Annotated in this window: 22 protein-coding genes; 17 read left to right on the forward strand and 5 right to left on the reverse strand. The window is 59.1% G+C overall.

What is annotated here, in order from left to right; translation table 11 throughout:
- Positions 1-39: 39 nt before the first annotated feature.
- Positions 40-1,767, reverse strand: coding sequence for an ABC-F family ATP-binding cassette domain-containing protein (locus V2S86_RS06775; RefSeq protein WP_330761765.1), 1,728 nt, complete (start codon positions 1,765-1,767; stop codon positions 40-42).
- Between the two features lie 509 nt (positions 1,768-2,276).
- On the opposite strand from V2S86_RS06775, the gene V2S86_RS06780 reads away from it, so the two are divergent.
- On the forward strand, positions 2,277-4,700 hold the full coding sequence (locus tag V2S86_RS06780) for a DUF3772 domain-containing protein (RefSeq protein ID WP_330761766.1): 2,424 nt from the start codon (positions 2,277-2,279) through the stop codon (positions 4,698-4,700).
- Positions 4,701-4,756: 56 nt separating this feature from the next.
- Here V2S86_RS06780 and V2S86_RS06785 read toward each other — a convergent pair whose 3' ends face one another.
- Positions 4,757-4,933, reverse strand: a complete 177-nt coding sequence (locus V2S86_RS06785; protein WP_330761767.1) for a hypothetical protein — start codon at positions 4,931-4,933, stop codon at positions 4,757-4,759.
- A 348-nt stretch (positions 4,934-5,281) separates the two neighbouring features.
- Here V2S86_RS06785 and V2S86_RS06790 point away from each other — a divergent pair, with 348 nt between their 5' ends.
- Positions 5,282-5,551 carry a PTS transporter subunit EIIB gene (locus tag V2S86_RS06790; protein WP_330761768.1) on the forward strand — a complete coding sequence of 90 codons (270 nt, stop codon included), beginning with the start codon at positions 5,282-5,284 and terminating at the stop codon, positions 5,549-5,551.
- Here the strand turns inward: V2S86_RS06790 and V2S86_RS06795 are convergent, their stop codons facing one another.
- Complete coding sequence (locus tag V2S86_RS06795) at positions 5,552-6,487, reverse strand: LysR family transcriptional regulator (RefSeq protein ID WP_330761769.1); 936 nt, start codon at positions 6,485-6,487, stop codon at positions 5,552-5,554.
- A gap of 315 nt (positions 6,488-6,802) precedes the next feature.
- Here V2S86_RS06795 and V2S86_RS06800 point away from each other — a divergent pair, with 315 nt between their 5' ends.
- From V2S86_RS06800 to V2S86_RS06850, 11 genes are all read left to right on the forward strand, one after another.
- Positions 6,803-8,068, forward strand: a complete 1,266-nt coding sequence (locus V2S86_RS06800) for an ABC transporter substrate-binding protein (RefSeq protein WP_330761770.1) — start codon at positions 6,803-6,805, stop codon at positions 8,066-8,068.
- Positions 8,069-8,113: 45 nt separating this feature from the next.
- Positions 8,114-9,106 (forward strand): carbohydrate ABC transporter permease, encoded by a 993-nt coding sequence (locus tag V2S86_RS06805; protein ID WP_330761771.1) that lies wholly within the window; start codon positions 8,114-8,116, stop codon positions 9,104-9,106.
- Positions 9,103-9,948 carry a carbohydrate ABC transporter permease gene (locus V2S86_RS06810; RefSeq protein WP_330761772.1) on the forward strand — a complete coding sequence of 282 codons (846 nt, stop codon included), beginning with the start codon at positions 9,103-9,105 and terminating at the stop codon, positions 9,946-9,948. The genes V2S86_RS06805 and V2S86_RS06810 overlap by 4 nt, the downstream gene beginning before the upstream one ends.
- A gap of 32 nt (positions 9,949-9,980) precedes the next feature.
- Complete coding sequence (locus V2S86_RS06815) at positions 9,981-11,342, forward strand: family 4 glycosyl hydrolase (protein WP_330761773.1); 1,362 nt, start codon at positions 9,981-9,983, stop codon at positions 11,340-11,342.
- 61 nt (positions 11,343-11,403) lie between these two features.
- Positions 11,404-12,519 (forward strand): ABC transporter ATP-binding protein, encoded by a 1,116-nt coding sequence (locus tag V2S86_RS06820; RefSeq protein ID WP_330761774.1) that lies wholly within the window; start codon positions 11,404-11,406, stop codon positions 12,517-12,519.
- Positions 12,520-12,540: 21 nt separating this feature from the next.
- Entirely contained in the window at positions 12,541-14,214 is a 1,674-nt protein-coding gene (locus V2S86_RS06825) for a glycoside hydrolase family 13 protein (RefSeq protein ID WP_330761775.1), read from the forward strand.
- Positions 14,215-14,404: 190 nt separating this feature from the next.
- Positions 14,405-15,376, forward strand: a complete 972-nt coding sequence (locus V2S86_RS06830; protein WP_330761776.1) for a sugar ABC transporter substrate-binding protein — start codon at positions 14,405-14,407, stop codon at positions 15,374-15,376.
- 4 nt (positions 15,377-15,380) lie between these two features.
- Positions 15,381-16,946: a sugar ABC transporter ATP-binding protein gene (locus V2S86_RS06835; protein WP_330761777.1), complete on the forward strand. Its 1,566-nt coding sequence runs from the start codon at positions 15,381-15,383 to the stop codon at positions 16,944-16,946.
- A complete protein-coding gene (locus tag V2S86_RS06840) occupies positions 16,943-17,959 on the forward strand; it encodes an ABC transporter permease (protein ID WP_330761778.1) in 1,017 nt (338 codons plus the stop codon). Before V2S86_RS06835 ends, V2S86_RS06840 begins: the two co-directional genes overlap by 4 nt.
- Entirely contained in the window at positions 17,956-18,939 is a 984-nt protein-coding gene (locus tag V2S86_RS06845; protein ID WP_330761779.1) for an ABC transporter permease, read from the forward strand. Before V2S86_RS06840 ends, V2S86_RS06845 begins: the two co-directional genes overlap by 4 nt.
- Positions 18,926-19,870 carry a carbohydrate kinase family protein gene (locus tag V2S86_RS06850; RefSeq protein ID WP_330761780.1) on the forward strand — a complete coding sequence of 315 codons (945 nt, stop codon included), beginning with the start codon at positions 18,926-18,928 and terminating at the stop codon, positions 19,868-19,870. The genes V2S86_RS06845 and V2S86_RS06850 overlap by 14 nt, the downstream gene beginning before the upstream one ends.
- Here the strand turns inward: V2S86_RS06850 and V2S86_RS06855 are convergent.
- Positions 19,867-20,895: a 2-hydroxyacid dehydrogenase gene (locus V2S86_RS06855; protein ID WP_330761781.1), complete on the reverse strand. Its 1,029-nt coding sequence runs from the start codon at positions 20,893-20,895 to the stop codon at positions 19,867-19,869. The genes V2S86_RS06850 and V2S86_RS06855 overlap by 4 nt on opposite strands.
- Positions 20,892-22,403 (reverse strand): FGGY-family carbohydrate kinase, encoded by a 1,512-nt coding sequence (locus tag V2S86_RS06860; RefSeq protein WP_330761782.1) that lies wholly within the window; start codon positions 22,401-22,403, stop codon positions 20,892-20,894. The genes V2S86_RS06855 and V2S86_RS06860 overlap by 4 nt, the downstream gene beginning before the upstream one ends.
- Positions 22,404-22,650: 247 nt before the next feature.
- Here V2S86_RS06860 and V2S86_RS06865 point away from each other — a divergent pair, with 247 nt between their 5' ends.
- From V2S86_RS06865 to V2S86_RS06880, 4 genes are all read left to right on the forward strand, one after another.
- Complete coding sequence (locus V2S86_RS06865; protein WP_330761783.1) at positions 22,651-23,463, forward strand: MetQ/NlpA family ABC transporter substrate-binding protein; 813 nt, start codon at positions 22,651-22,653, stop codon at positions 23,461-23,463.
- A complete protein-coding gene (locus V2S86_RS06870; protein WP_330761784.1) occupies positions 23,463-24,443 on the forward strand; it encodes a methionine ABC transporter ATP-binding protein in 981 nt (326 codons plus the stop codon). Before V2S86_RS06865 ends, V2S86_RS06870 begins: the two co-directional genes overlap by 1 nt.
- Positions 24,440-25,111, forward strand: a complete 672-nt coding sequence (locus tag V2S86_RS06875) for a methionine ABC transporter permease (protein WP_004944784.1) — start codon at positions 24,440-24,442, stop codon at positions 25,109-25,111. The genes V2S86_RS06870 and V2S86_RS06875 overlap by 4 nt, the downstream gene beginning before the upstream one ends.
- Positions 25,112-25,201: 90 nt before the next feature.
- Positions 25,202-25,489: a hypothetical protein gene (locus tag V2S86_RS06880; protein ID WP_442996155.1), complete on the forward strand. Its 288-nt coding sequence runs from the start codon at positions 25,202-25,204 to the stop codon at positions 25,487-25,489.
- The last annotated feature ends 878 nt before the right edge of the window (positions 25,490-26,367 follow it).

The following is a 26,367-nucleotide window of genomic DNA, read 5'->3' on the forward strand; positions in this document are numbered from 1 at the left end:
GATAATAGAAAGGCCGCCAAAACAGGCGGCCTGTGAAGGTCAGTCCAGCTTCAGCCGGACGGTGATTTCAGCCATTTCGTTGCGCCATTGCCGTTGCAACGCCGGTTTTTGGTGCCTGGTTTTGCGCGCCAAATCTTCCTGCAGTTTAGCCTCGAGTTCGAACAGGCAGGCCAGCAGTCGCTCCTCGTCATGGTGTAGCCTCTCGCTGTCGCCGGAGGCGGTTTGCCTTGCCGCGTGGGGTTCGGCACCGGGTTCTTCCGCCAGCCGGGCATAGACCGGTTCCAGATCCTGCCACTCTTCCAGTTGTTGATGGTCAATCAGCCAGAAGCGGTTGCAACTGTTTTCTATCAGCATCCTGTCGTGAGTGACCAGCATCACTGCGCCCGCAAACTCGCGCAGGGTTTCCGCCAGCTCTTCTTTGCCCTCCATGTCCAGATGGTTGGTCGGTTCGTCGAGCAGCAACAGCGAATGGTTGGCCAGCGTCAGGCCGACAAACAGCAGGCGCGAACGCTCGCCGCCGCTCAGGGCGCTGATCCGTTGCTGATGGCGCAGATAAGGGAAGCCGGCACCAATCAGCGCCATTTTGCTCTGTTCTTCGGTCAGCGGAGCGAAGTGCGTCAACGCCTCGCTCAGCGTATCGCCATCCCGCAACTGCTGAAGGCTCTGATCGTAATACCCGATACGCACCCTGGGGTGGAATACCACGTCACCGCAAACGGCGCTTTGGTATTCCCGCCACAGATGCTGCAACAGCGAGGATTTACCGCAGCCGTTACGGCCAACGATGGCGATGCGATCGCCGCTTTTCACCCGCAGATGCGCCAGGCGAAACAGCACCGGCGCATCGGCTGCCGGGCGTACATCCAGCTGCGGCAGAGCCAACAGGCGATCGGCGTCCAGGGCTTCGCCCCGCAGCCGGAGCCGCCACTGGGTACCTGCCGTCAACCGGGTTTGCTCCTCTTTCAGACGATCGACCCGTTTTTCCATCTGTTTGGCCTTGCGGGCCAGATCCTCGTTGTCGTACACCCGCCCCCAGACCGCCAGCCGCTGGGCGCTTTTTTCCACCCGCTCGATCTCCTTTTGCTCCGCCTGACGGCGATGCGTATCCGCCGCGTCCTTCTCCCTCAGCGCCTGACGCGCCGCAGAGCAGGGCAAGCGGAAGAACTGCAGGGTGTTGTCGCGCAGGATCCAGGTACAGTTGGTCACCTTATCCAGCAGGTAGCGATCGTGGGACACCAGCACGAAACTGCCCGACCAGCCTTGCAGGAACCGTTCGAGCCACAACAGCGTCGGGAGATCCAGATGGTTGCTGGGTTCATCCAGCAACAGCAGGTCCGGCCGACGTATCAGCGCGCGCGCCAGCAGCAGGCGAGTATGCTGGCCACCGCTCAGGGTGCCGGCGGTCAGTGTCCAGGAGGACGCGGCAAACCCCAGTTGGGCCAGCAGGACTTCGGCTCGCCAACTTTCGCTGACGCGCTGGTTTTCCGGCAGGCGCGCCAGTACCGCCTCCAGCAGGGTGCAGCCGTGCAGTTCTGGGGGAAGATGCTGTTCCACTCGCGCCATCAGGCACTGATGAGAGAGGGTAACGCTGCCACAGCCGGCAGACAGATCGCCGCTGAGGATTTTAAGCAGAGTGCTTTTGCCGCAGCCGTTGTGGCCGATTAAACCGATGCGATCGCCTTTTTTCAGGCTGAAGGAAACCTCAGCCAGCAGCGGGCCGAACGCGTTGTCGTAACCGACGGATTGTGCAGATAATAATGTGCTCATTGCTTACTCAAGAGTTACAGGCATGCAAATGCCTATCGTCAAACATCGCTGACGACAACCCGGTAAGCCGGAGGGAAGGGACTCAGATTTTAGTAAGCTTCGCTCAAGCCTGGGTTATCGCAGCACGATACCGGTAATGCTTGAGCAGCGGCAATTACTATAGAAGTGTGAGTAAATAAACAATTCACACATCGGCATAGTAATCCTCCTTTTATAATGTTGGTTAATAGGTGAGCTGAGTATAAGGGGATTCTTCAGGATACGCCACTGCCCAATAACTCGGGTTATCAGTAAGCTAAGGACCAAAAGCGGCCAGGTTTCCGGTCATGTCGTTCGCGGCGAAGCAGCAGTAGGAATAATCTTGCTGAATGGGAATAATACTGATATTTAAGCTCGGATTAAGCAGCTATCATAATCCCAGTTTATGCTTAACCAAACGGGCCGGTAACTAATCAATACCGGCCCGTTTGTTTCGTTTGTCTATCATGCCAATGCCGAGCACTGAATTTATGTTAAAACCCCGTCAGATCATTCTTTTCCTGTTCCTGTTGTTTGGGTTGCAGTTGGTACCGCTGACCGGCGTCGCCGCTGAGGATGACCCTGTTGACATCAGCGCACCGGATGCCGCCATCGCGCTGAAAAACTACCAAAAGCAGCTGGACGGCATTAAACAGCAGGTCTCCAAGGCCAGCACAGATACCCAGCTCAGCAAGCTGAGGCAGACCACCGACGAGCTGGCCGCGGGTCTGGAGAAACTGGCAACCGATCTGCAACCGGCGCAGGAAAAGTTGCAGGGGCAGTTGGACGTCCTGGGCCCGCAACCCGCCGCCGGTTCGATGCCTGAAACCGCTGCCGTGGTACAACAGCGCAACGCGTTGAACAACAGCAAGAAACAGCTGGATGACGCGCTAAAACGGGCGCAAGAGATGAGAACCGGCGTGCTCGATCTGGGGCAGCAAATCGGCGATATGCGCCGCGTGGCGTTCAAAACCCAGTTGGCGCTCAATACCGGCAGCGTGTTGGGCGTCAAGTTCTGGTCGCCGATCGTGCAACCTGCGGCCGATGACGCACAGCGGCTGGATCAGTTCCATGTCGCCATGAAAGAGACGTGGGACGCCAGTTGGCAGGAGGAGTGGCGCTACGGCACCCTTGGCCTGCTGCTATTGGCGGTCGTTATCTGGTCATGGGGCCGCTATTTCTCCGAGCGTTTCCTGGCCTGGGTGAGCATTCGTTATCTGCCGGACGGACGTTTGCGACGCAGTTTTATGGCGATGGTGACCGTCAGCGTCACGGTCATCACCACCGGCATTGCGCTGAATCTGCTGTATCTCACCTTTACCCGCGTGCAGCCGCTGCCCGCCATGCTGGAGGATTTCGCCGAGGGGTTTAATCGGCTGGGGATCTTCTGCGCGCTGATCGCCGGACTGGGCCGCGCGACGCTTTCGCTTAACCGCCCGTCATGGCGTTTGGCCTCGCTGGACGACGCCGTCGCTTCCGGTCTGCGTTTCTTCTCGCCGTTGCTGGCAGGGTTGGCGCTGGCGTTTGGCACCATCGAGCTGATCAATAACGTGGTGAGCGCCAGCCTGGCCGCCACCATTTTCGGCAATGGTCTGGTGGCCGGGTTGATCGGCATGGTGTTGCTGGCGATGCCGCTGCGCGCTCAACGCATCCGCCGCAAACTGGAGCAGCAGGGCGAACACGTCGAGAAACGTTCCACCATCAGCGGGTTGCTGCACATGAGCACGCTGGTGTGCTCGCTGGTGATCTTGTTCTCGCTGCTGATTGGTTATATCGCCTTCGCCCGTTTCCTGACCTATCAGGCGATCTGGATCGCTCTGGTGCTGATGGCGTTCTATTTCCTGCTGCTGTTTGCCGTCGATCTGTGCGGCGCGATTTTCTCGCCGCAAACCGCCAGCGGCAAAATGCTCAAGAAGTCCTTTAACTTCAAGGACCGTCATTTGGAGCAGATGGCGATAATCTTCACCGCCGTCGCCAAATGTTCTTTGCTGTTACTGATGATTGTCGCGCTGTTCAACGGCACCTTCGGTACTACCACGCCTAACTCGCTGTTGGACAAGATTATCGCCATTCTCAGTGGCGAAGGGTTGAAGAGCCTGAACATCGTGCCCGGCAACCTGATCAACGCGGTGATATGCCTGGCCATCGGCATCTATATCATGCGGGTGACCCAACGTTGGCTGAGTCAGGAACTGCTGCCGAAAACCATCTCGGATATCGGCATTCGCGCATCCTTGGTCACATTGTTCAGTAATGTAGGCTATGTGCTGTTGATCCTGATCACCCTGGCGGCGCTGGGCATCCAGTGGAGTAATCTGGCGTGGATCGTCAGTGCGTTGTCGGTCGGTATCGGTTTTGGCCTGCAAGAGATTGTGAAGAACTTTATATCCGGCATGATCCTGTTGACCGAGCGGCCGGTGAAAGTCGGCGATATGATCGGTATCGGCGGCGTAGAAGGGGATGTGCGCCGGATCAATATCCGTGCCACCGAAATCCAACTCAGCGACCGTTCGACGATGATCGTGCCCAACTCGCAGCTGATCTCGCAGAACGTGCGTAACGCCACCATGGGCAACGCCCAGGGCGTGGTGACCATTGCGTTGACCTTCCCGACGGAAATCGATCCTGAGCAGGTGCGCAATATTCTGCTCAGCGCTTATCAGGAGTATGAAGCCATTCAGGAAACGCCGGCGCCTTATGTCCGTTTCAGCCAGCTCGGCCCGGACGGCATCATCCTCAGCGTGACCGGCTACGTTGCCAGCCCGCGTATGGTCGGCGCCACCAAAAGCGAATTGCTGTTTAATATTCTTAAACTGCTGCGCGCGCAGCGGGTCAGCATGTCCAGCCCGCAGGAAGTGGTGTTTATGAAGCAGCAGGCGAAGAATCTGGCCAACGAAGAAGAGCAGTCTTCTTAAGCTTTGCCTGAGGCCGGCGGGCCGGGGCGTTGCTCAGTGGCCCGCCACTCCGCCGCTTAATGCATCGGCGGCACTACCGATTGCGAACATTCGCTGTTGGCGCTGGCGGATGAGTTGTTGCAGGTGTGCGGATCGTTTTGCGCCGGCGGTGGCGGCACGTCTTGCGGGCCGCCTCTGCCGCTGAAACAGCCGGAAAGGACAAAAATCAGCATCGCAGGGATTATCGCTTTCATTTCACTCTCCTGAAGTCAATGTCACTGCCGTGCATTACCGCGGATACCGTATTTTGATCGTCGTGTCGGGCTTCAGACCTTGGCGCCGGTCATTATGTAGAGCAGCATGCAAACGATCAGCAATGATATAACGATAGCCCAGATTAATCGGTTCATCTGCGGTCCCTGGTTATTCTGTGAACTCAGGGCCTACCATAGCGCTGCCGGTGGCGCAGGGATATCAAAGATTGCCGTTTTTTTGTTCGCCATAGATTCACTCTATATCCTCATGGCCGAAACCAATTTCACTTTGCCCGGCGACCGGGCCTATGCTGCAGCGGCGTGTGGCAAACTCTCTCAGGAGGCATAATGGAAAAGCATGAGCTGGCGGCATCGGTGTTGGCGGCATTCGGCGGGGCGGACAATCTCATCAAACTGCGTTACTGCGCCAGCCGCATTCGGGCGGAACTGCGCGATGGCAGCCGCTTGGATCGGCCAGGGATGGAGGCGCTGGATGGGGTCAAAGCGTTGCTGGAAGTGGAAACGTCGCGCCGAACCCCCGAGTTTCAACTGGTGGTGGGGCCAGGCAACGCCCGGCCCCTGTATCAGGCATTGATCGCAGTGACCGGCGAGAAATAACTACAGCAACAAAGGGCGGATCTGCTCCAGGTGCTGATGCATCAACGCCTGCATCTGCACCACATGGGGCGCATCCGCCTTTTCGCGCATCAGGTAAATGCCTACCGTGCAGCGCAGGCTTTCTTGCGTCGTTTTCAGCGGCACAATGCCGTAGTCGGCGAAATAACCCGCCATGCAGGTGGGGTAAGCCAGCATCACCGCGTCAGAATCGTTGACCATGTCCACCGCCGACATCATCGAGTTGGTCGAGCAAATCACCCGTTCCGCCAAATGCAGCCGGTTACGCGCCAGCCGCTTCGGCTGCATGTCTTCCACCATATGTTGATAGCGACTTTCGTCCGGCGTCAGTTCCACGCACGGGTAATCCAATAATTCGTCAGGCTCAATCTGCCGGCCCGCCAGCGGATGCCCGCTGCGTACGAACATGCTGTCGGTGGTGCCGAACAGCGGCAAAAAGCTGATGCCGGCCTTGGGGTTCAACCCCTGAATTTCATGGCCGATAAACATATCGATATCCCCGCCCAACAGCAGATCCATCAGGCGCAGGTGGTTACCCAGGTCGATATGAATATTCACCGTGGGGTGCAGGCTGCGGTAGGCATTAAAACTGTCGCGCACGAACATATACCACCAGGCGTGGCCGGTACCCATGCGCAGGCTCTGCTCCTGACGCGCCTTGATAAACGCCAGTTTGATCAGCGTGTTGTCATAAATGCGCTGCATCATTTGCGCCTGTTCCAGCAGCAGATCGCCGTATTCGGTGGTTTTGACCCCGGTGGAGGTGCGTTCCAGCAGTTGCACTCCCAGATTCTCTTCCAGTTTCTTCATGTTGTGGGTCAGCGTCGGCTGGCTCAGGCACAGCTTGTTTGCTGCATGACTCACATTTTTGAACATCGCAACTTCGATAAACTGCCGCAGAATTTTGTCCACGATCATGTTTTCCGCTAGTGATATAGAAAGTTTCTATATCGTAGCGACGAAAAACGATTTCCGCCAATAGCCCGCCTTCGATAGTTTGCTCCTATGCCCAAAATAATTGGCGTTGCATCACAACAAAACCAACGGTTTGTTGAACAGCGCTTGCGCTGGCCCCAACGGGGCGAGGCTTTGCCGAGTAACGCGGCAAGGCCGTAAATCCCCAGGAGCTTAGTCAACTAAGTGACTGGGGTGCGCGGGTGCAGCCAACACAGATGCAGCTTCAAGTATGACGGGGATATGCCGGGATTCCCAGCCGCCACCAGAGAGGACGCAATGAGAAGATTGATACCGAGTATGGTCGCTACCGCACTGGCGTTAATGTCCGGCCAGGCGCTGGCCGATACCTTGCGGATGGAGTGCGCCCCCAGCAAAGAAGGGCGTCTGTTCTGCAACGAGATTAAGCAGCGCTTCGAGGCGCAGACCGGCCATACCCTGGAGTTTATCGATCTTCCCCGCGCCTCCGACGAAAAACTGTCGCTGTTTCAGCAATTGTTCGCCGCCAAAGATTCCAGCGCCATTGATCTGTTTCAGGCCGATACCGTGTGGATCGGCGTGTTGAACAAACACCTGTTGGATCTGACCGACAGCGTGGGCGATATCCGGCAGGATTTTTTCCCCGCAGCCTGGCAGAACAACCTGGTCAATGGCCGGCTCAAGGCGGTGCCGGCTTATCTGGATACCGGGGCGCTCTATTACCGCAAAGATCTGTTGGCAAAGTACGGCGAACAACCGCCGGTCACCTGGGACGATTTGACGCGCATCGCTACCCGTATCCAGCAGGGCGAGCGCCAGGCGGGCCATAAAAACTTCTGGGGGCTGGTGTTCCAGGGCAAATCCTACGAAGGGCTGACCTGCAACGCGCTGGAATGGGTGGCCTCGCAGAACGGCGGGGGATTTATCGATGCCCACGGCAACATCACCATCGACAATCCACAGGCGGCAAAGGCATTGGACAGAGCCGCCGGCTGGATCGGCACTATCTCGCCGAAGGGCGTGTTGGGTTACATGGAGGAAGAATCCCGCGCGGTATTCCAGAACGGCGACGCGCTGTTTATGCGCAACTGGCCCTATGCCTACGTACTGGCGCAGGACGACAGCAGCGCAATCAAAGGCAAGGTCGGCGTGCTGCCGCTGCCAAAGGGGGCGGACGGCAACTCGGTCAGCGCGTTGGGCGGTTGGCAGTGGGCGATCAGCGCCTATACCAAAAACCCCGAGGCGGCGATAGCGCTGTTGAAAATCGTCAGCGACGCCGAGTCGCAGAAAAAGGCGCTGGCGCTGATGGGCTGGGCACCGTCGCGCACCGCGCTGTATGACGATCCCAAGGTATTGGCGCAGGCACCGTATTTGGCGGACTTCAAGGGCATTTTCTCGCAGGCGATGCCACGCCCGGCGACGCAGACCAAAAGGCAGTATGCGCAAGTCTCGAAAGCCATCTACAACGCCACCTTCAATGTGTTGCGCGGTGACAGTGACGGCGTCACGGAAGTGGCGGATTTACAGCAGCGGCTGGAGCGGATTAAAGCCAGAGGATGGCGTTGAAGGCAGTGCAATTCCCCCCATTAACAACGGCCCGGAGTCTGATGCATGAAACGCGATACGCACAGGTTAACCCTGACCGCCACACCCGCTCCGGCGGCAGTGCAGCCGGTCAGGCGCAGCAAGCTTAATCATCGGCAGCGCCGCAGCCGCATCGCCTGGCTGTTGGTGGCGCCGGCAATGTTACTGCTGGCGGCGGTTGCCGGCTGGCCATTGCTGCGCACCCTGTTTTACAGCTTTACCGACGCGATGCTGGATGCGCCGGATGAATACCGCTTTGTCGGCTTCGCCAACTATCTGGATCTGACCGGGGGCGAACACGCGTACGGCGTACTGGCGGACCCGCAGTGGTGGCAGGCGGTAGGCAATACGCTACGTTTCAGCCTGCTGTCGGTATCGCTGGAACTGGTGTTCGGCATGCTGCTGGCGCTGCTGATGAACCAGAAATTTCGCGGTCAGGGGCTGGTGCGCACCGCCATCTTGGTGCCCTGGGCGATTCCTACCATTGTCTCCGCCAAGATGTGGGGCTGGATGTTCCACGATCAGTACGGCGTGGTGAACGATCTGCTGCTCAGGTCGGGGATTATCGCCGCGCCGCTGGCCTGGGTCGCCGAGCCGGGGCTGTCGATGTGGGCAGTGGTGATTGCGGACGTCTGGAAAACCACGCCGTTTATGGCGCTGATGCTGCTGGCCGCGTTGCAGCTCATCCCCGGCGATCTGTACGAAGCCGCGCGGGTGGACGGGGCTAACGCCTGGCAGCGGTTCCGGCGCATCACTTTGCCTTTGATTATGCCGGCGATGATCGTTGCGCTGATTTTCCGGGTGATGGATGCGCTGCGGGTATTCGACCTGATCTATGTGCTGACGTCCAACAGCGAAGCCACCATCTCGGTGTCCGGCTATGCTCGCGACCGCATGGTCAGCTACCAGGAAATGGGTTCCGGCTCGGCCGCTTCGGTACTGGTGTTCATGATGGTGGCCGGTATCGCTGCCTGCTTCCTCACGCTGGGCCGCTTGAATGACAAGGAGAAACGCGCATGAAACTGAATCGCCGACAACAACAGTACGGCCATAAGGCGTTGATTTTCGCCGGCGCCGCGCTGGCCAGCGTCATCTGTTTGTTTCCCTTTTACTACGCGCTGATCACCTCGCTGCGTTCGGGAGGCAGCCTGTTCCAGGTCGCTTACCTGCCGGGTGCACCGCATTGGGGCAATTATCTGACGGCGTTGATGGATAACGGCATCGCCCGCAGCTTGTTGAACTCGATCGTCGTGGCAACGCTGACGGTGGGCATCTGCCTGCTGGTGTCGATTACCGCCGCCTTCGCGCTGGCGCGCATCAGCTTTCGCGGCCGCAAATATCTGCTGTTCACCATTTTGTGCGTCTCGATGTTCCCCCAGGTGGCGGTGCTGTCCGGCATGTTCGAACTGGTGCGCTTTATGGGGCTGTACGATTCATTGGGCGCACTGGTGCTGTCTTACACCACCTTTTCGCTGCCGTTTACCGTCTGGGTGCTGACCACCTTTATGAAGTCGATCCCGGCGGAACTGGAAGAGGCGGCGATCGTCGACGGCGCCAATACCTGGACCATCATTACCCGCATCTTCGCGCCCATCATGGGGCCGTCGTTGGTGACCACCGGGCTGCTGGCGTTTATCGGCGCCTGGAATGAATTCATGTTCGCCCTGACGTTTGTCATCTCCAGCGGCAAGCGCACCGTGCCGGTGGCGATCGGCATGCTGCAGGGCGCCTCTCAGTTCGAACTTCCCTGGGGCACCATCATGGCGGCCTCGGTCATCGTCACACTGCCGATCATCGTGCTGGTTCTGATTTTCCAGCGTCGCATCGTCAGCGGATTAACCAACGGCGCAGTAAAAGGCTGATTTTCGATTAACCCTGAAGCAGGAGAAATGCAATGGCTACAAAAATCGTTTTAGTGGGCGCAGGCAGCGCGCAATTCGGCTACGGCACCCTGGGCGACATCTTCCAGAGCGAGACGCTGTACGGCAGTGAAATCGTATTGCATGACATCAACCCGGCCGCGTTGGCAGTGACCGAAAAGACCGCCCGTGACTTCCTGGCTGCGGAAGATCTGCCGTTTACCCTCAGCGCCACCACAGATCGCAAAACCGCGCTGAGCGGAGCGGAGTTCGTGATTATCTCCATTGAAGTGGGCGACCGCTTTGCGCTGTGGGATCTCGACTGGCAGATCCCGCAGCAGTACGGCATTCAGCAGGTGTATGGTGAAAACGGTGGCCCCGGCGGGTTGTTCCACTCGCTGCGCATCATTCCGCCGATCCTCGACATCTGCGCCGACGTGGCGGACATTTGCCCGAACGCCTGGGTGTTCAACTACTCGAACCCGATGAGCCGCATTTGCACCACCGTGCATCGCCGTTTCCCGCAGCTCAATTTTGTCGGCATGTGCCATGAAATCGCCTCACTGGAGCGTTATCTGCCGGAAATGCTCGGCACCTCCTTCGACAACCTCAGTCTGCGTGCCGGCGGGTTGAACCACTTCAGCGTGTTGCTGGAGGCCAGCTATAAAGACAGCGGCAAAGACGCTTACCCCGACGTACGCGCCAAGGCACCGGACTATTTCTCCCGCCTGCCGGGTTACAGCGACATTCTGGCCTACACCCGCAATCACGGCAAACTGGTGGAGACCGAAGGCAGCACCGAGCGCGATGCGCTGGGCGGCAAAGACAGCGCCTATCCGTGGGCGGACCGCACGCTGTTCAAAGAGATCCTGGAGAAGTTTCACCATCTGCCGATCACCGGCGACAGCCATTTTGGCGAGTACATCCGCTGGGCCAGCGAAGTCAGCGATCACCGCGGCATCCTCGATTTCTACACCTTCTACCGCAACTACCTGGGGCAGGTGCAGCCGAAAATCGAACTGAAGCTGAAAGAACGCGTAGTGCCGATCATGGAAGGGATCCTCACCGACTCCGGCTATGAAGAGTCTGCGGTCAACATTCCGAACCAGGGATTTATCAAGCAGTTGCCGGCGTTTATTGCCGTTGAAGTCCCGGCGATTATCGATCGCAAGGGCGTACACGGCATCAAGGTCGATATGCCGGCGGGCATCGGCGGCCTGCTGAGCAACCAGATTGCGATTCACGATCTGACCGCCGACGCGGTGATTGAAGGTTCGCGCGACCTGGTTGTCCAGGCGCTGCTGGTGGATTCGGTCAACGATAAATGCCGCGCGATCCCGGAACTGGTGGACGTGATGATTTCACGCCAGGGGCCGTGGCTCGATTACCTGAAATAAACCGGATGGCGGGGCGCGCTTGCGCCCCCTTGAATGCAACTACCTGGGGGTCGGGAGGAATATGGCGCAATTAACGCTGGAAAAACTGCAAAAACGCTATGGCGCTAACGCAGAGGTTATCAAATCGCTGGATCTGCAGATCAACAGCGGGGAGTTCGTGGTGATCGTCGGGCCCTCCGGCTGCGGAAAATCGACGTTGCTGCGCATGATTGCCGGGCTGGAGGAGATCAGCAGCGGCGGTATGTACATCGATGGCAACTACGTCAATGACGATACGCCTTCCGAGCGCGGTATCGGCATGGTGTTCCAGTCTTATGCGCTCTATCCGCATATGAGCGTATACAAAAACATGGCGTTTGCGCTGGAGCTGGCCGGTCATTCGGCGGAGGAGATCGACCGCCGGGTTCGCGAAAGCGCCCGCATTTTGCAACTTGAACCCTTGCTGGAGCGGCGTCCGAAGGATTTATCCGGCGGGCAACGCCAGCGGGTGGCGATTGGCCGCGCCATAGTGCGCGAACCTAAGCTGTTTTTGTTCGATGAACCTTTGTCAAACCTCGATGCCTCGCTTCGCGTACAAATGCGCATGGAGGTGGCCTCGCTGCACAAACGGCTGGGTTCGACCATCATTTACGTGACCCACGATCAGGTTGAAGCCATGACGCTGGCCGACCGTATCGTGGTGCTCAACAAAGGGCATATCGAGCAGGTGGGGACGCCACTGGAACTTTACGATCAGCCGGCCAACGAATTTGTCGCCCAGTTTATCGGCTCGCCGAAGATGAACCTGATCCCGGCCATTCTGCGGCGCGCCGGTGAGCGGCAGAGTGTGGTAGAGCTGGACAACGGCAAAGCGCTGGTGCTGCCGATCGCCACGCCGGTGGCGGCGGAAGGCCAGAGCGTCAACGTCGGCATTCGTCCGGAGCATATTCGCGGCGGTGAACAGGCGCAGTGCGAGTTTCAGGGCGAGGTGATGTTCGTCGAGCATATGGGCAACGAAACCTACCTTTATCTGGACAACGGCAACGCGGCGGAACCCTGGGTGCTGCGCAATCCAGAACGCTCGATCATTCAGGCCGGAGAAACCGTCGGCGTACGCCTGCCGGTAGAGTGCTGTTATCTGTTTGACCGCCAGGGCCGCGCTTTCCCACGCATTCTGGCATCCGAACAGGCGCATTGACCGATGATAAGGAAGCATGACATGAGCGGTGTACAAACGGCGCGATGGTGGAAAGAGGCGGTGGTTTATCAAATCTACCCGCGCAGCTTTATGGACTCTAACGGCGACGGCATTGGCGATCTGAACGGCATTACCGCGCGGCTGGACTATTTGCAGTGGTTGGGCGTTGACGCCCTCTGGATCTGCCCGATGTACCGCTCGCCGAACGACGACAATGGCTACGATATCAGCGACTATCAGGCGATCATGACCGAGTTTGGGACCATGGCGGACTTTGATCGCCTGTTGGCGGAGGCGCATGCGCGCGGCATGCGGCTGATACTTGATCTGGTAGTGAACCACACGTCGGACGAACATCCGTGGTTTATTGAATCCCGTTCATCAAAATCCAGCGCCAGGCGCGATTGGTATATCTGGCGCGACGGCAAAAACGGCGCGGAGCCCAATAACTGGGAGAGCATTTTCAACGGCTCGGCCTGGAAGTACCATCCCGACAGCGAACAATACTTTCTGCATCTGTTCTCCGAGCGCCAGCCGGATCTGAACTGGGAGAACCCGCAGGTGCGCGCGGCGCTGTATGACATGATGCGTTGGTGGCTGGACAAAGGTATCGACGGTTTCCGCATCGACGCCATTTGCCATATGAAAAAACAGCCGGGGCTGACCGACATGCCGAACCCGCAAGGGTTGCGTTACGTACCGTCGTTCGAGCGGCATCTCAACTACGATGGGCTGCTGGATTACGTTGATGAAATGTGCGAACAGGTGTTTAACCGCTACGACATCATGACGGTGGGGGAAATGAACGGCGCTTCGGCGGAACAGGGCGAGGAGTGGGTGGGGGAACGGCATGGCCGCTTGAACATGATTTTCCAGTTCGAACACGTCAAGCTGTGGGAAACCGCCAACCAGCAGGCGCCGGATGCCGGGCTGGATGTGCTCGGCCTGAAAAGCATTTTCACCCGCTGGCAGACCCTGCTGGAGGGCAAGGGCTGGAATGCGCTGTACGTCGAGAACCACGATATTCCGCGTGTGGTATCGAAATGGGGGGACGACGGGCGCTACCGACGCGAAAGCGCCACCGCCATAGCCGCGCTGTATTTTCTGATGCAGGGAACGCCGTTTATTTATCAGGGGCAGGAGTTGGGCATGACCAACACCCATTTTGCCGGTCTGGATGATTTTAACGACGTCGCCACCAAGAATCGTGCTGCCGACCTGCGCCGGCAGGGAATGGATGAGGATCGGATCCTGGCGACGCTGCGCCGCAGTTCGCGTGATAACTCACGCACGCCAATGCCCTGGAACGACGGGCCTAACGGCGGCTTTAGCGCCGCAACGCCGTGGTTTGCGCTTAACGCCAACTACCGCGATCTCAACGTGGCGCGCCAACGTGGGGAGCCGGACTCGGTGCTGAATTTCTACCGCGCGCTGATTCGGTTACGCAAGCAGACCCCGGCGCTGCTGTATGGCCGTTATCGGTTATTGCTGGCTGAACATCGGCATATTTACGCCTATACCCGCACGTTGGATGACCGGCAACTGCTGGTGCTGTGCAACCTGAGCGGCGACCCGCAACAGGTTGATCCCCAATCTTTGGCGCTGGACAGTTGGCAACTGCGGTTGGGCAATTATCCACACGGCGGAGAGCCACAGACGCTGCGCCCTTATGAGGCACGGATTTATCAGGCATAAGGGCTGATTCAACCCGCTTTGCGGCCGGGGCCTTTGTGTGAACGGAGAGCTGCACCGGCCGCATTTTCATCCCACGGAACAATCCCGCTTTTTAACTAACCATAACCGGTATTGTTATTTCGCTTTGCCATAGCCTGTTGCTAGCTTTTGTTCGTTCCATCAGGGGATGAATAACAGGGTAATAACAGAAATGACAAAAAAACTTATTAAAATCACAGCGCTGGCACTGTCAGTTTTCGCTGCTCACGGCGCCCAGGCGGCGCTTTCATTGCAGGGGAAAACCATTGGCGTGGCGGTGGTCGGCACGCAGCATTTTTGGGATCGCGAAGCATTCAAAGGCGCCAGCGACGAAGTGGAACATTTGGGGGGCAAAGTGGTGGCGGTCGATGGCGGCCGCGATAACCAGGTGCATGCCGACAATCACGATATCCTGCTTGCGCGCAAGGTGGATGCAGTGATCAGCATTTTGGGCGACAGCGCCGTCGAGCCTAAATTCAAAGCCTTGCGCGCCGCCGGGATCCCGGTATTCACCGTCGACCACGTATCGCCGTATTCCATCAACAACACCACCTCGGACAACTACAGCATCGGCAGCACCATCGGCCGTTATACCGCCGAGGCACTGGGCGGCAAAGGCAATGTGGCGGTGTTCAACGCCTTCTCCAACTCACTGCGCATCTGCGGCATTCGCTACGATCTGTGGAAGTACGTGTTGAAAGATTACCCGGACATCAAAATCATTCAACCGGAGCTGGCCGAGCAATACGCCAACTCGCCGGAAGATGCGCGCAAGAAAACCCTCGAACTGCTAAGCCAGCACCCGAAAGGCACACTGGATGCGATTCACGTCGCCTGCTGGGACCAGCCGGCGATCGGCATAGTGCAGGCGCTGGAAGAGAGCGGCCGCGCCGGCGACGTTAAGGTCACGGCGATCGACGCCGGGCCGGAAACCCTGGAAATCATGGCGGAGAAGGATAGTCCGTTGGTCGCCAACGTGGCGCAACAGCCGCGGTTAATCGGCACCACTTCAGCGGATAACGTGGCGCGTTATTTCGCCGGCGAGAAGTTGCAACCGCAAACCTTTGTGCCGGTATTACCGGTGAAAGGGCCGGAAGAGGCCAGGGCGGTGTACAAGCAGCTCGGCTACGGCGAGCTGAAATAACGCCATGAGCCAGCAGGAAACGCAGGCCGCTCCCGCCGTGGGCGGCCTGGAAATGATTGGCATCGAGAAACGTTTTCCCGGCACTCAGGCGCTGAGCGGTGCTTCACTGCGGGTGCTGCCGGGCGAGGTCCACGGTCTGATTGGCGAAAATGGCGCCGGCAAATCCACCTTGATCAAGATCCTCGCCGGGGTTTATGCGCAAGACGGCGGGGAGATCCGCATTGGCGGCCGGCGGCTGGCCTCCGTCACCCCGGCGGCGATACGGGCGGCCGGGGTGCGGTTTATCCATCAGGAACTGCATTTGATTCCGCACTTTACCGTGGCGGAGTCCGTGTATGTCGGTCAGGAGCGGCGTAACCGTTGGCTGGGATTGGACAAGCGCGGCATGCGTCATGACGCGGAACGTTTTCTGTTGCAGGTGCTGGACACTCGCCTGGACGGTAACCGACTGATCCGCGATCTCAGCATTGCCGAACGCAAGCTGGTGCAGATAGCCCGGGCGTTAATCGACGGGCAGGCGCAACTGGTGGTGTTTGACGAGCCTACTGCGCCGCTGGAAGCCCGAGAGTCGCAATTGTTGTTTAACGCCATCGCCCGCCTGAAACGGCGCGGCATCGCCATTATTTACGTCTCTCATTACCTCGCGGAAATCGCCCAGATTTGTGACCGTGTCACGGTGTTTCGTAATGGCCGCGACGTTGGCACCCTGCAGCAACTGGGCGATGGCGATATCGCGCGCATGATCCCGATGATGGTCGGCCGCGAAATCACCCACCTGTTTGCCCCGCGCCCGGCTCAGCGGGCGGTGGTTGAGCCCTGGCTTAGCGCAGAAAGTCTGTCGGACGGTGCACAGTTGCGCGATGTCAGCTTGCAACTGGCGCCGGGGGAGATCGTCGGCATCGCCGGGCTGCTGGGTTCCGGCCGCGAAGCGTTGATCGACGCTCTGTATGGATTACGCCCGCTTCAGCAGGGGCAACTGCGCATAGCCGGAAAGCCGGTGCGCATCGCTTCCCCGGCGCAGGCCACTGCCGCGGGGATGGCGTTGGTGCCTCGCGATCGGCGGAATACCGGTCTGGTGTTGCCCATGCCGGTGGCGGACAACATCAACCTGGCATCGCTTGGCACATTGGCGCGTGCGGGGTGGGAACTGCGCAAAAAGGCTCGGCTGCATGCCAAAGCGCTGGCGGAACAGTTGGATATCCGCCCGCGCAATCTGCAATTGCCGGTGCGTCTATTGAGCGGAGGCAATCAGCAAAAGGCGATTCTGGCGCGCTGGCTGGCGACTAACCCGCAACTGTTGATCCTCGACGAACCTACCCTGGGCGTAGACATCGGCGCCAAGGCGGAGATTTACCAACTGGTGGCCGCCCAGGCGGCTGAAGGGCGCTGCGTGCTGGTGTCGTCGAGCGACGGCAGCGAACTGATTGGGTTGTGCGATCGTATTCTGGTGATGTTGCGCGGCGAGATTGTCGCGAATGTCCGTACCGCCGGGCTGACGCAGGACGCGCTGCTGGCGTTGACCAGCGGCGGTTCAACGGCGTCCCCTTTAGTACAGGAGCCGGTTCTATGAGCCTATTGACCGAAGGCAATGTGGCGGCACGCTCCTCCTGGCGTCGCTTTTTGCCGCCCGGAGAGCAGATCGCCAATAAAATTCCGCTGTTGCTGTTTGCCGCGCTGCTGCTGTTTTTCTGCCTGCAGGCGCCTTACTTCACCAGTTGGCAGAATCTGAGCACTATCCTCAAACAAAGCGTACCCTTGGCGATACTGTGTTTTGGCCTGACCTGCGTGATTACCGGCGGCGGCGATGACGTGGTTTCCGGCGGTATCGATATCTCGCTGCCGGCGATCGCCGTGTTGACGGCGGCCCTCATCAGTAACGGCCTGACCCACAGCGGTGACGGTTATTTGTGGCTGACGGCGCTGGCGTTTGGCGCGGCGCTGCTGGCGGGGGGCGTCAACGCTTTGCTGGTGGTGGCCGTCGGGTTGCCGCCGTTGCTGGCAACGCTGGCCAGTTCGGTGGCGGTGGTAGGCCTCGCCAACCTGATCACCCAACAGCGGCGCATCAGCGTCAGCGACGCGGCCATTGTCGCGCTGCGTGACGACACCTGGCTGGGGTTGCCGCTGATGGTATGGTTAATGCTCGCTGCGCTGGCGTTGTTTGGCTGGGCATTGCATCACACCCGTTGGGGCATGCAGTTGCAAGCGGCGGGTGGCAATCGCGAAGCGGCGGAGATCTCCGGTTTGCGCGTCAAACCGCTGGTGATTGGCTCTTACCTGCTGGCGGCTGCGGCGGCCGGTTTGGCGGCCTTTGCCCTGGTGGCTCGCGGCTCGGGCAGTTCACCCGGCAGTGAAGAGCCTCTGCTGTTGGAAATGGTACTGGCGACTTTTATTGGCGCGTCCTTCTCGCGCCGGCGAGTCGTGACCATCTGGGGTGCGCTGCTGGGTGCCTTGCTGGTTAATGCCTTGTCGAATGGGTTGGCGCTGTTGCGGGTAGACATCTTTTGGGTCGGGGCGATCAAAGGCGGGCTGATCCTGCTGGTACTGGCCGCCGCCGCCAGGCAAAACCGGGGAGGAAACCCATGACGGCGTTGAACAACCTTTTGATTCGCTACGGCTTTATGCTGATTTTCATCGTTTTTTTCCTGTTCTTCTCCTGGGGCAATAGCGTGTTTTACAGTCTGGGCAATCTCAGTAATCTGTTACAGGGTAACGCAATATTGCTGATTGTCGCGCTGGCCATGACGCTGGTGGTGACCGCCGGTGGCGTTGACCTGTCGGTGGGCGTCGCGCTGGATTTTGGCGCGGCTTTTGCGCTGATCGCCCTGAAGCAATATCAGCTCAGTTGGCAAATGGCGGTAGTCGCCGCGCTGGCCGGCGGCGCGCTGATCGGCGCACTCAATGCGTTGCTGATCGTTTACTGTCGGGTTAAGCCGTTTTTGGCGACGCTGGGCACCTTTTTCATCGGCAGCAGCGTCGAACGTATTTATACCGACGGCGGGGGATCGATAGCCTACCGTCGCATGGCACAGCAGTATCACGATCTGGCGGTGGGCAACCTCGGTGGCGTGCCGTTACCGATAGTTATCGCAGCCGCGCTGCTGCTGGGCTATTTTCTGTTCTTCGAACGTACTGTCTTCGGCAAGCGGATTCATGCCATCGGCCTGAACCCGCAGGCGGCCCGTGCGGTGGGGATCCGCAATGGTCGTTACCTGTGCTGGCTGTTGATCGCCTCAGGCATGACCTGCGCGCTGGGCGGCGTGATCCTTTCGGCCAATCTGCGCCAGTTTACCCCACTGGCCGGGCAGGCCTATTTGTTGGACGCCATCGCGGCGGTGTTTATCGGCACCGCGTTTCATCCGCAGGGGCGACCCAACGTGCTGGGCACGCTGGTTGGCGTGCTGTTCCTGGGCATGGTGGCGAACGGCCTGAACCTGATTGGGCTGAATTTTATGGTGAAAGACGCGCTGACCGGCGTGATCCTGGTGGTGGCGCTGGCGCTGTCCTTTATCCAGAGCCGGTTAAAACAAACGCAACAGGCGGAGGCCGGCAGTGAATCGATATGATGCGGTATTTGTCGGTTTAACCTTGCTCGATATCGCGGGGCGGCCGGTCAGCGCTATCCCGGCAGGCGGCGGCGTGCAGTTTATCGAGCAGATCCGGCTGAACCCGGCGGGCACCGCCAGCGGCGCGGTGATGAATGCCGCCAAGCTGGGGATACGCACCGCCACCTCGGCCTGTCTCGGCGAGGATGAAAAGGCGGAGTTTATCCTCAATGCCTACCGTCGGCTGGGCATCGATTGTTCGCTGATCCAGCGCACGGCGCGGGCGGAAACGTCCGCCACCATTTTGCCGATCAGGCCCAACGGCGAGCGCCCGGCTCTGCATTACCGTGGGGCCTCGGATTTTCTGTTCGTTGACGATGCCGACTTTGACGCGCTGTGCGATACCCGTTTCTTGCATCATGGCGGCACCGGGCTGCTGGCGGCGATGGACGAGGGTCAAAGTGCCAGATTGCTGCGCCATGCCAAACGACTCGGCGTTACCACCAGTTTCGACCTGATTGCGCCTGGCCCGCATACCTTGGCGTTGTTGCTGCCGCTGTTGCCCAGCGTCGATTACTTTATGCCGTCGTTGGAGGAGGCGGCTTATCTGTCCGGCCGGCAAACGCCGCAGGAGATCGGCGCGTTCTTCCTCGATCACGGGGTGGGGAGCTGCATTTTCAAAGCCGGTGAGCAGGGATCCTTTATCGTCACCCGCGATGCCTGCGTGCGTATTCCGGCCTATCAGGTTGAGGTCGTGGACACCACCGGCTGCGGCGACAGCTATTGCGGCGGGTTTATCGCCGGGCTGAGCCGTGGGCTGGCGGTGCCGGAAGCCTGCCTGCTGGCGACGGCGGTGGCGGGGTTGGTCGCAGGCGGGTTGGGATCGGACGCCGGGGTGATCGACTGGGAACACACCCGGCAGTTTATGCAGCAAACGCCGCGCAGCGCTTAGCGCCAGGCGTACAGCAGCGGCTCGCCTTTGAGATAACGTTGGATGTCCTGGGCGATCATCTCGGTATGTTTGACCAGCGTCTCCCGCGTGGCGCCGGCGATGTGCGGCGTAATCACCACATTGTCGAATTCGGTGATAAACGGATGGCGGCGGTAAATAGGTTCGCTGGCGTACACGTCCAGCGCCGCGCCGGCCAAGCGTTTCTCCCGCAGGGCGGCAATCAGATCTTCTTCAATTACCACCGCCGCGCGCGAGGTATTGATAAACAGCGCGTGGGGTTTCATGCGGTTAAACAATTCACGGCCAATCAGCCCATCGGTTTGCGGCGTCGCTTTCAGGTGCAGGCTGATAAAATCGGCGTCGCTGAACAGCTGTTCCAGCGTGGTTTTCTCAATACCCGGCTCGTTAATTTCTACCCCGGAAACGTAAGGGTCCGCCACCAACAGCCGCATGCCGAAAGCCCGGGCAATACGGCCGACGCGTTGGCCAATGCTGCCGTAACCGACGATGCCCAGCGTTTTGTTGCGCAGTTCGCTGCCTTTAAACACTTCATAGGGGCTGGATTTATCCACGTCCCACACCACATCGCTGCGCAGACCCTCTTTGGCCGCCGCCGCGTGCGGTTGCTCGCGGGTGAACTCGCCGCGCTTGAGCGCTGCGTGGGCCTGGGGAATATGGCGGGCCAGGTTCAGCATCAACGCCAGCGTCAGTTCCGCCGCGGCGTCAGAATTGCGGCCTGGGGTGTAGATCACCGGAATATTGCGCCGTGCGGCGGCCTGCAGGTCAATATTGACCGGATTGGCACGGGTACAGGCAATCAGTTTCAACTGCGGGCAGGCGTCGATCACCCGGGCGGTAATATCGTCGTAGCTGGTGATGATAAAGTTGGCGTCATGGGCCAGATCAATCAGCGCGTCTTCGGTCAGCTTGCTTTCGCCGGCCGCCCAACCGCGGATGACCAGTTCGCCCAATTGGCGGAAATCATCAAGCGAGCCGGCGTATTCGGCGGTAAAGAGGGTTTTCATGATGCGGGGGTTCCTGCGTTAAGGGCATTGAGAATTTGCTCCCGGCTTTGCCACAGCGGTTCAAGCTGAAGGCGTAACTGGCGGAACAGTGGGTAGAGTGCCTGATAGATCTGCTGGTTGGCCGGATTGGGGACAAATAGCCGGCGGTTTTCGGCCTGAACAAGCGTTTCATGTGACACCGTCACGCCAATGCTTTGCGCCGCCAAAATCGCCACGCCTCGGGCGCTCAGCTCTTTCACCCGGCTGGTAATCACCCGCCGGCCGGTGCAGTCGGCGATGATCTGCAACCAGACGGCCGAAGCGGCTCCGCCACCGGCAAGATAAAGATCGCCCTGCGGTGGGTAATCGTGCAGCGAGTCTTTAATGGCGAACGCCAGCCCTTCAAACACCGCCCGCAGCAGGTGCAGATTGCCGGTATGCTGACCGATGCCGAAAAAACCTGCGCGGGCCGCCTGGCTGTAGAAAGGCGCGCGTTCACCGTTCAGATAGGGCTGATAGAGCACGCCGCCGCTGCCGGCGGGAATGGCGGCGATCTGCTCGCCAATACGCTCGAGATCGCCATCGCCACCCAGCTCACGTACCGCCCAGTCCAGGTTCGGCGTGCCCGCCTGCATGGCGAACAGGTTGATATAACGTCCTTGCTGCGCATGGGCGACAAAGCGCGTTTTCGGGCTGACCTGCGCCAGGCTGTCGCAGACAATGCCGGTGCAGCAGGTGGTGCCCAACAGGGTGTAAACGTCGTCGTGATGCACGGCGCCAATGCCCAGCGCTGCCGCCGACACATCCAGCGCGCCGGCGCATACCGGAATGCCTGCCGCCAGCCCGGTGACAGCCGCCGCCTGCACCGTGATTTCTCCGGCGCGTTGGCCGGGGCGCAACAGCGGCGGGAACAGCGGCCGAAGGGCCTGCAGGCCCAGCTCCGTCAAGACCTCGTCGGAAAGCGTTTCGCTGTGAAGATCGAGCAGTGAGGTGCCGGTATCCGTCAGCTCAAGATTGGCCGCACCGGTCAGGCGATAGCGGATCCAGTCTTTGGCGAAGAAGAAATAGCGCGCGCTGTTTAGCGCGGCGGGCTGATTTTCCGCCAACCATGTCAGGATCAGCGAACTGTTGCACGGCAGCAGGCGGGTACCGGTTGCCCGAAACAGCCTTTCTTCCCGTTCCGGTTGTTGCTTGAGACGCGCCACTAAAGGCGCGCTGCGGGTGTCGCTCCATAAAATGGCCTTGCGAACCGGTCGCCCTGCGGCATCGACCAGCCAGGCGCCTTCGCCCTGGCCCGAGAGGCCAATGGCGCGGATGCGCCCTTGTTGCAACAACGGCGAGTCGGCCAGCGCGCGCAATGTCGTGACCATATTGCGCCAAAGCTGCTCCATATCTTGCTCAGCATGGCCGGGGAACGGCACTTCGGTCAGGTTGTCGGCGCTGGCGACCTGGCATTGATTAAACTGCTCGTCGAATAAAACCGACTTGATCTTCGAAGTGCCTATGTCGATGCCGAGATAATAATCCATGAGAGCGCCAGCCTGCGGGGAACGAGATAGCCAGCGTAGCAATGAAGGAAAGGATCCCATATGCCATTTCCGGAAAAGCTAATCCATTAATAAGATTATGATTATTAATACCTTATAACGGAATGGTATTGGTGGCGCGCGAAGGCTTGGTGCTAGTTTTTTATTACTTTATGGAATCAAATAACCATAAATAAGAACGTACGGTTCTTAACCGGCGCAGAGTTTTGATCTTTCATTGGGGGTGACCATGTTTAAAACGACAATTTCCCGTTTGGCACTGCTGACGGCGCTGGCGCTACCGACCTCTCTGTTGGCGGCAGAACCGCTGCGGGTGGCGGCCGATCCGGTGCCCCATGCGGAAATCCTGGCCTACGTGCAGAAAATTGACCCGCAGCTGAAACTGAAGGTGATTGAGATCAGTAACGGCGTGAATTCCAATGAACTGTTGGCGCACGGCGACGTGGATGCCAACTACTTCCAGCACCTGCCTTATCTGCATTCGCAAGAGCAGGCGCTGGGCACAAAATTTGCCGTGGCGGCCAGCGTGCATATCGAGCCGTTGGGCATCTATTCGAGCAAGTATAAAAAGCTGAGCGAGGTGCCGGACAACGCCAAGGTGGCGGTGCCCAATAACGTCACTAACCTCAGCCGGGCGCTGTACCTGCTGCAGGCGCAAGAGTTGATTACCCTGAAAGCCGGCTTTAACGATCCGGCCAAGGATCAGGCAACGCCAAAAGACATTGCCAACAACCCCAAACATCTCAAGATACTGGAGATTGAATCGCCACAGATCCCGCGTGCCTTGGATGACGTCGATTTGGCGGTGATTAACGGCAACTATGCGCTGGAGGCGGGGCTTACGCCGGCCAAGGACGCGCTGGGGCTGGAAAGCCCGAAAAATAATCCGTATGCCAATATTCTGGTCACGACGCCGCAACTGGAGAACGATCCGCGCATCAAACAGCTGGCCAAAGATTTGCAGTCGCCAGAGGTGGCCAAATTCATTCAGCAAAAATATCAGGGTTCGGTGATCCCCGTGACAGCTGCGGACGCCGGCTGATGATTGTCGTAGAAGGGCTGGGTAAAACCTACGGCGCCGGTGAACCGCCGGCGCTGGAGCAGGTGTCGCTTACCATTAACGACGGCTCGGTGTTCGGCATTATCGGCCGCAGCGGTGCCGGCAAGAGTACTCTGATCCGCTGCCTTAATTTACTGGAACGGCCCAGCAAGGGCCGCATTTTGATGGACGGCCGCGATCTGACCCAACTGAGCGAAGCGGAACTGCGGCGCCAGCGCCAACGTATCGGCATGATATTTCAGGGGTTCAATCTGCTGCATGCCCGCAACGTGCGAGATAACATCACGGTGCCGCTGGAGATCGCCGGCGTACCTCGTGCGGAACGTATTCGCCGCGCCGGTGAACTGCTCGATCTGGTCGGGCTGAACGACAAGGCACGCGCTTTTCCTTCTCAGCTTTCCGGCGGGCAGAAACAGCGCGTCGGCATCGCCCGGGCGCTGGCGGCCCGGCCGGATTATTTGCTTTCCGATGAAGCGACCAGCGCGCTGGATCCGGAAACCACCGCCTCTATTCTTGCCTTGTTGAAAGACATCAACCGCCAGTTGGGGCTAACCATTGTGTTGATCACCCACGAACTGGACGTGGTCAAGGCCATTTGTGACCATGCGGCGCTATTGGCGGCCGGGCGGGTGGTTGAATGGGGGCCGATTGGCGAATTGCTGGCGAACCCGACATCGCCGCTGGGGCAGGCGTTGTTGCCGGGCTGCCTGACGCCGGTGGCGCCGGAGACCCAGGTGGCGGAGCTGACATTTTTCGACAGCGTGCGCGCCTCACCGGTGCTCAGCGAACTGGCGCAGCGCCATGCGGTGGACGTTACGCTGCTGGGTGGGGGCGTTGAATTGATTGCCGGCCAGAGCGTCGGCCGTTTCCGGGTGGGGTTGCGATCGCCGCAGGGCGGCTTGCCGCTGGCGGAAGTGGTGGCGTTCCTCAATCAACGGGGCGTGAGGGCCGAATTGCTATGAGAAATCAATTGTCCTGGGAAGATCTTCTGGCGCTGGTGCTGAACGCCACCGGCGAAACCTTGTATATGGTGGCGCTGGCATCGCTGTTTACCTTATTGATCGGTCTGCCGCTTGGCGTGGTGTTGTTTATTACCCGCAAGCAGGGCATCTTGCCCGCACCGCGCATCAACGGGGCGCTAGGCGCCATCGTCAATCTGGGGCGATCGCTGCCCTTTGTGGTGCTGTTGATAGCCTTGATCCCGTTAACCCGGCTGATTATCGGCACCACGTTAGGCAGCTCCGCGGCGGTAGTGCCGATTACCATCGGCGCTTTTCCGTTCTTTGCTCGCATCGTCGAGTCGGCGCTGGATGAGGTGGAAAAAGGGCGGATCGAAGCGATTTTGTCGATGGGCGGCAATGTGCGCCACGTCATTTTTAAAGTGTTGCTGCCGGAGGCCTTGCCGACGCTGTTGGCCGGGCTGACGCTGACGGTGGTGATGTTGATTGGTTTTTCTTCCATGGCCGGCGTGATCGGCGGAGGCGGATTAGGCGATCTGGCAATCCGTTACGGTTATCAACGTTTCAACAATCAGGTGATGATCGCGACGGTGATTATTTTGGTGCTCCTGGTGCAGGGCGTGCAAACCCTGGGCGATCGCCTGGTCCGCTCGCTGGCGCATCGGCGTTAGGGGTTTTGTCATTGGGGGCGTGCCGGCTTGGCGCAATATTGCGGTACGGACTAAGCTACATGCTGAAAATCACCGAGTTATGAGGAAAGCATGAGCGGAGCCATTAAAATCAGGGAGCTTGAAACGCGAGATTTTGCTGCATGGCATCTATTGTGGCAGGGATACAATGCATTTTATGGCCGCCAGGGCGCTACGGCATTGCCGGATGAGGTTACGCAAACCACTTGGTCGCGTTTTTTTGACGCCTATGAACCTATGCATGCGTTGGTGGCGGAAGACGATGGCAAGTTGGTGGGGCTGACACATTATCTGTTGCACCGCAGTACTATTCAGATCCAACCCAACTCGTATATTGGAATACGCATGAAACCAACCTGAACGCCATACGGCTGTACGACAAGCTGGCGGACAGACCCGGTTTTGTGATGTACCGAAAGATACTTTGACTCTACGGGCAAACCCGCGCCGTTGATGAACGACGCCAAAGGTCCAAACATCATGGCCACAGGCTCTGGCTGTGTGGTTCCCCTTCATGTTGTTCATGCCAACGCTTTCTGCCTTGATCCTGGTTTGCGGCATGCATTCAGGAAGGCGGGTGTATTGCCTAATGCTTGTCAGTTAAGCCTGACTGGCATTTTTTATCCAATCTCTGTGCGCTCCGTGCAGGAGGAATTGCCGTAAATATCCCGTATTTCTCTGCTACCGCCATGAACGGTAATGGGAGGGGCCGAAGGCGCGGCCCCTCCACCCGCGCCCTCGCTTAACACCGTCTGTCCGCTACGCGGATACCCTCGCTGCACCCGCGTTGCCGGGCGGGTCGGCTACGACAAACCTCCCTGTTAGTCTCGCCTCAACCGGCCTCCCTGGCCGGTTGCCCCTGACAACACCGTCTTGCTCGGCAGCCGGTGATGCGCGCCAGGGTCAACACCCGAATCGGCTGCCACCGGGCAACGTTGGATATTGCGTTATGAAAAACAGTGAAAATGATGAGATGAGCAGGGTGTTGGGCGCCCTTGAAGACGCCGAACGCAGGAGCGGCGCCTAGGCGAAACCGCCACGGACGGCGGTTTCAGGCGAGACAGGCAGGGACGCCTGTCGTAGCCGGCCGTGATGCGCGGTGACGGAGGGAGGGGCGTTGGCGTAGCCAACCGTCTGACAGGGCAACGGCGCGGGTTGCAAGGGGCCGCGCCTACGGCCCCTTGCTCGGTCGAGACGAGTGAGTTTCATGGCGCATTTCACCTTTATCGACCGAAAAC

Source organism: Serratia sp. C2(1), assembly GCF_036352655.1.
Classification (GTDB): Bacteria; Pseudomonadota; Gammaproteobacteria; order Enterobacterales; family Enterobacteriaceae; genus Serratia; species Serratia inhibens.

What these genes read in the sequence shown, in the direction of transcription:
- V2S86_RS06775 (WP_330761765.1), bottom strand. Translation starts at nt 1,767, where the DNA reads ATGAGCACATTATTATCTGCACAATCCGTCGGTTACGACAACGCGTTC.
- V2S86_RS06780 (WP_330761766.1), top strand. Translation starts at nt 2,277, where the DNA reads ATGTTAAAACCCCGTCAGATCATTCTTTTCCTGTTCCTGTTGTTTGGG.
- V2S86_RS06785 (WP_330761767.1), bottom strand. Translation starts at nt 4,933, where the DNA reads ATGAAAGCGATAATCCCTGCGATGCTGATTTTTGTCCTTTCCGGCTGT.
- V2S86_RS06790 (WP_330761768.1), top strand. Translation starts at nt 5,282, where the DNA reads ATGGAAAAGCATGAGCTGGCGGCATCGGTGTTGGCGGCATTCGGCGGG.
- V2S86_RS06795 (WP_330761769.1), bottom strand. Translation starts at nt 6,487, where the DNA reads ATGATCGTGGACAAAATTCTGCGGCAGTTTATCGAAGTTGCGATGTTC.
- V2S86_RS06800 (WP_330761770.1), top strand. Translation starts at nt 6,803, where the DNA reads ATGAGAAGATTGATACCGAGTATGGTCGCTACCGCACTGGCGTTAATG.
- V2S86_RS06805 (WP_330761771.1), top strand. Translation starts at nt 8,114, where the DNA reads ATGAAACGCGATACGCACAGGTTAACCCTGACCGCCACACCCGCTCCG.
- V2S86_RS06810 (WP_330761772.1), top strand. Translation starts at nt 9,103, where the DNA reads ATGAAACTGAATCGCCGACAACAACAGTACGGCCATAAGGCGTTGATT.
- V2S86_RS06815 (WP_330761773.1), top strand. Translation starts at nt 9,981, where the DNA reads ATGGCTACAAAAATCGTTTTAGTGGGCGCAGGCAGCGCGCAATTCGGC.
- V2S86_RS06820 (WP_330761774.1), top strand. Translation starts at nt 11,404, where the DNA reads ATGGCGCAATTAACGCTGGAAAAACTGCAAAAACGCTATGGCGCTAAC.
- V2S86_RS06825 (WP_330761775.1), top strand. Translation starts at nt 12,541, where the DNA reads ATGAGCGGTGTACAAACGGCGCGATGGTGGAAAGAGGCGGTGGTTTAT.
- V2S86_RS06830 (WP_330761776.1), top strand. Translation starts at nt 14,405, where the DNA reads ATGACAAAAAAACTTATTAAAATCACAGCGCTGGCACTGTCAGTTTTC.
- V2S86_RS06835 (WP_330761777.1), top strand. Translation starts at nt 15,381, where the DNA reads ATGAGCCAGCAGGAAACGCAGGCCGCTCCCGCCGTGGGCGGCCTGGAA.
- V2S86_RS06840 (WP_330761778.1), top strand. Translation starts at nt 16,943, where the DNA reads ATGAGCCTATTGACCGAAGGCAATGTGGCGGCACGCTCCTCCTGGCGT.
- V2S86_RS06845 (WP_330761779.1), top strand. Translation starts at nt 17,956, where the DNA reads ATGACGGCGTTGAACAACCTTTTGATTCGCTACGGCTTTATGCTGATT.
- V2S86_RS06855 (WP_330761781.1), bottom strand. Translation starts at nt 20,895, where the DNA reads ATGAAAACCCTCTTTACCGCCGAATACGCCGGCTCGCTTGATGATTTC.
- V2S86_RS06860 (WP_330761782.1), bottom strand. Translation starts at nt 22,403, where the DNA reads ATGGATTATTATCTCGGCATCGACATAGGCACTTCGAAGATCAAGTCG.
- V2S86_RS06865 (WP_330761783.1), top strand. Translation starts at nt 22,651, where the DNA reads ATGTTTAAAACGACAATTTCCCGTTTGGCACTGCTGACGGCGCTGGCG.
- V2S86_RS06870 (WP_330761784.1), top strand. Translation starts at nt 23,463, where the DNA reads ATGATTGTCGTAGAAGGGCTGGGTAAAACCTACGGCGCCGGTGAACCG.
- V2S86_RS06875 (WP_004944784.1), top strand. Translation starts at nt 24,440, where the DNA reads ATGAGAAATCAATTGTCCTGGGAAGATCTTCTGGCGCTGGTGCTGAAC.
- V2S86_RS06880 (WP_442996155.1), top strand. Translation starts at nt 25,202, where the DNA reads ATGAGCGGAGCCATTAAAATCAGGGAGCTTGAAACGCGAGATTTTGCT.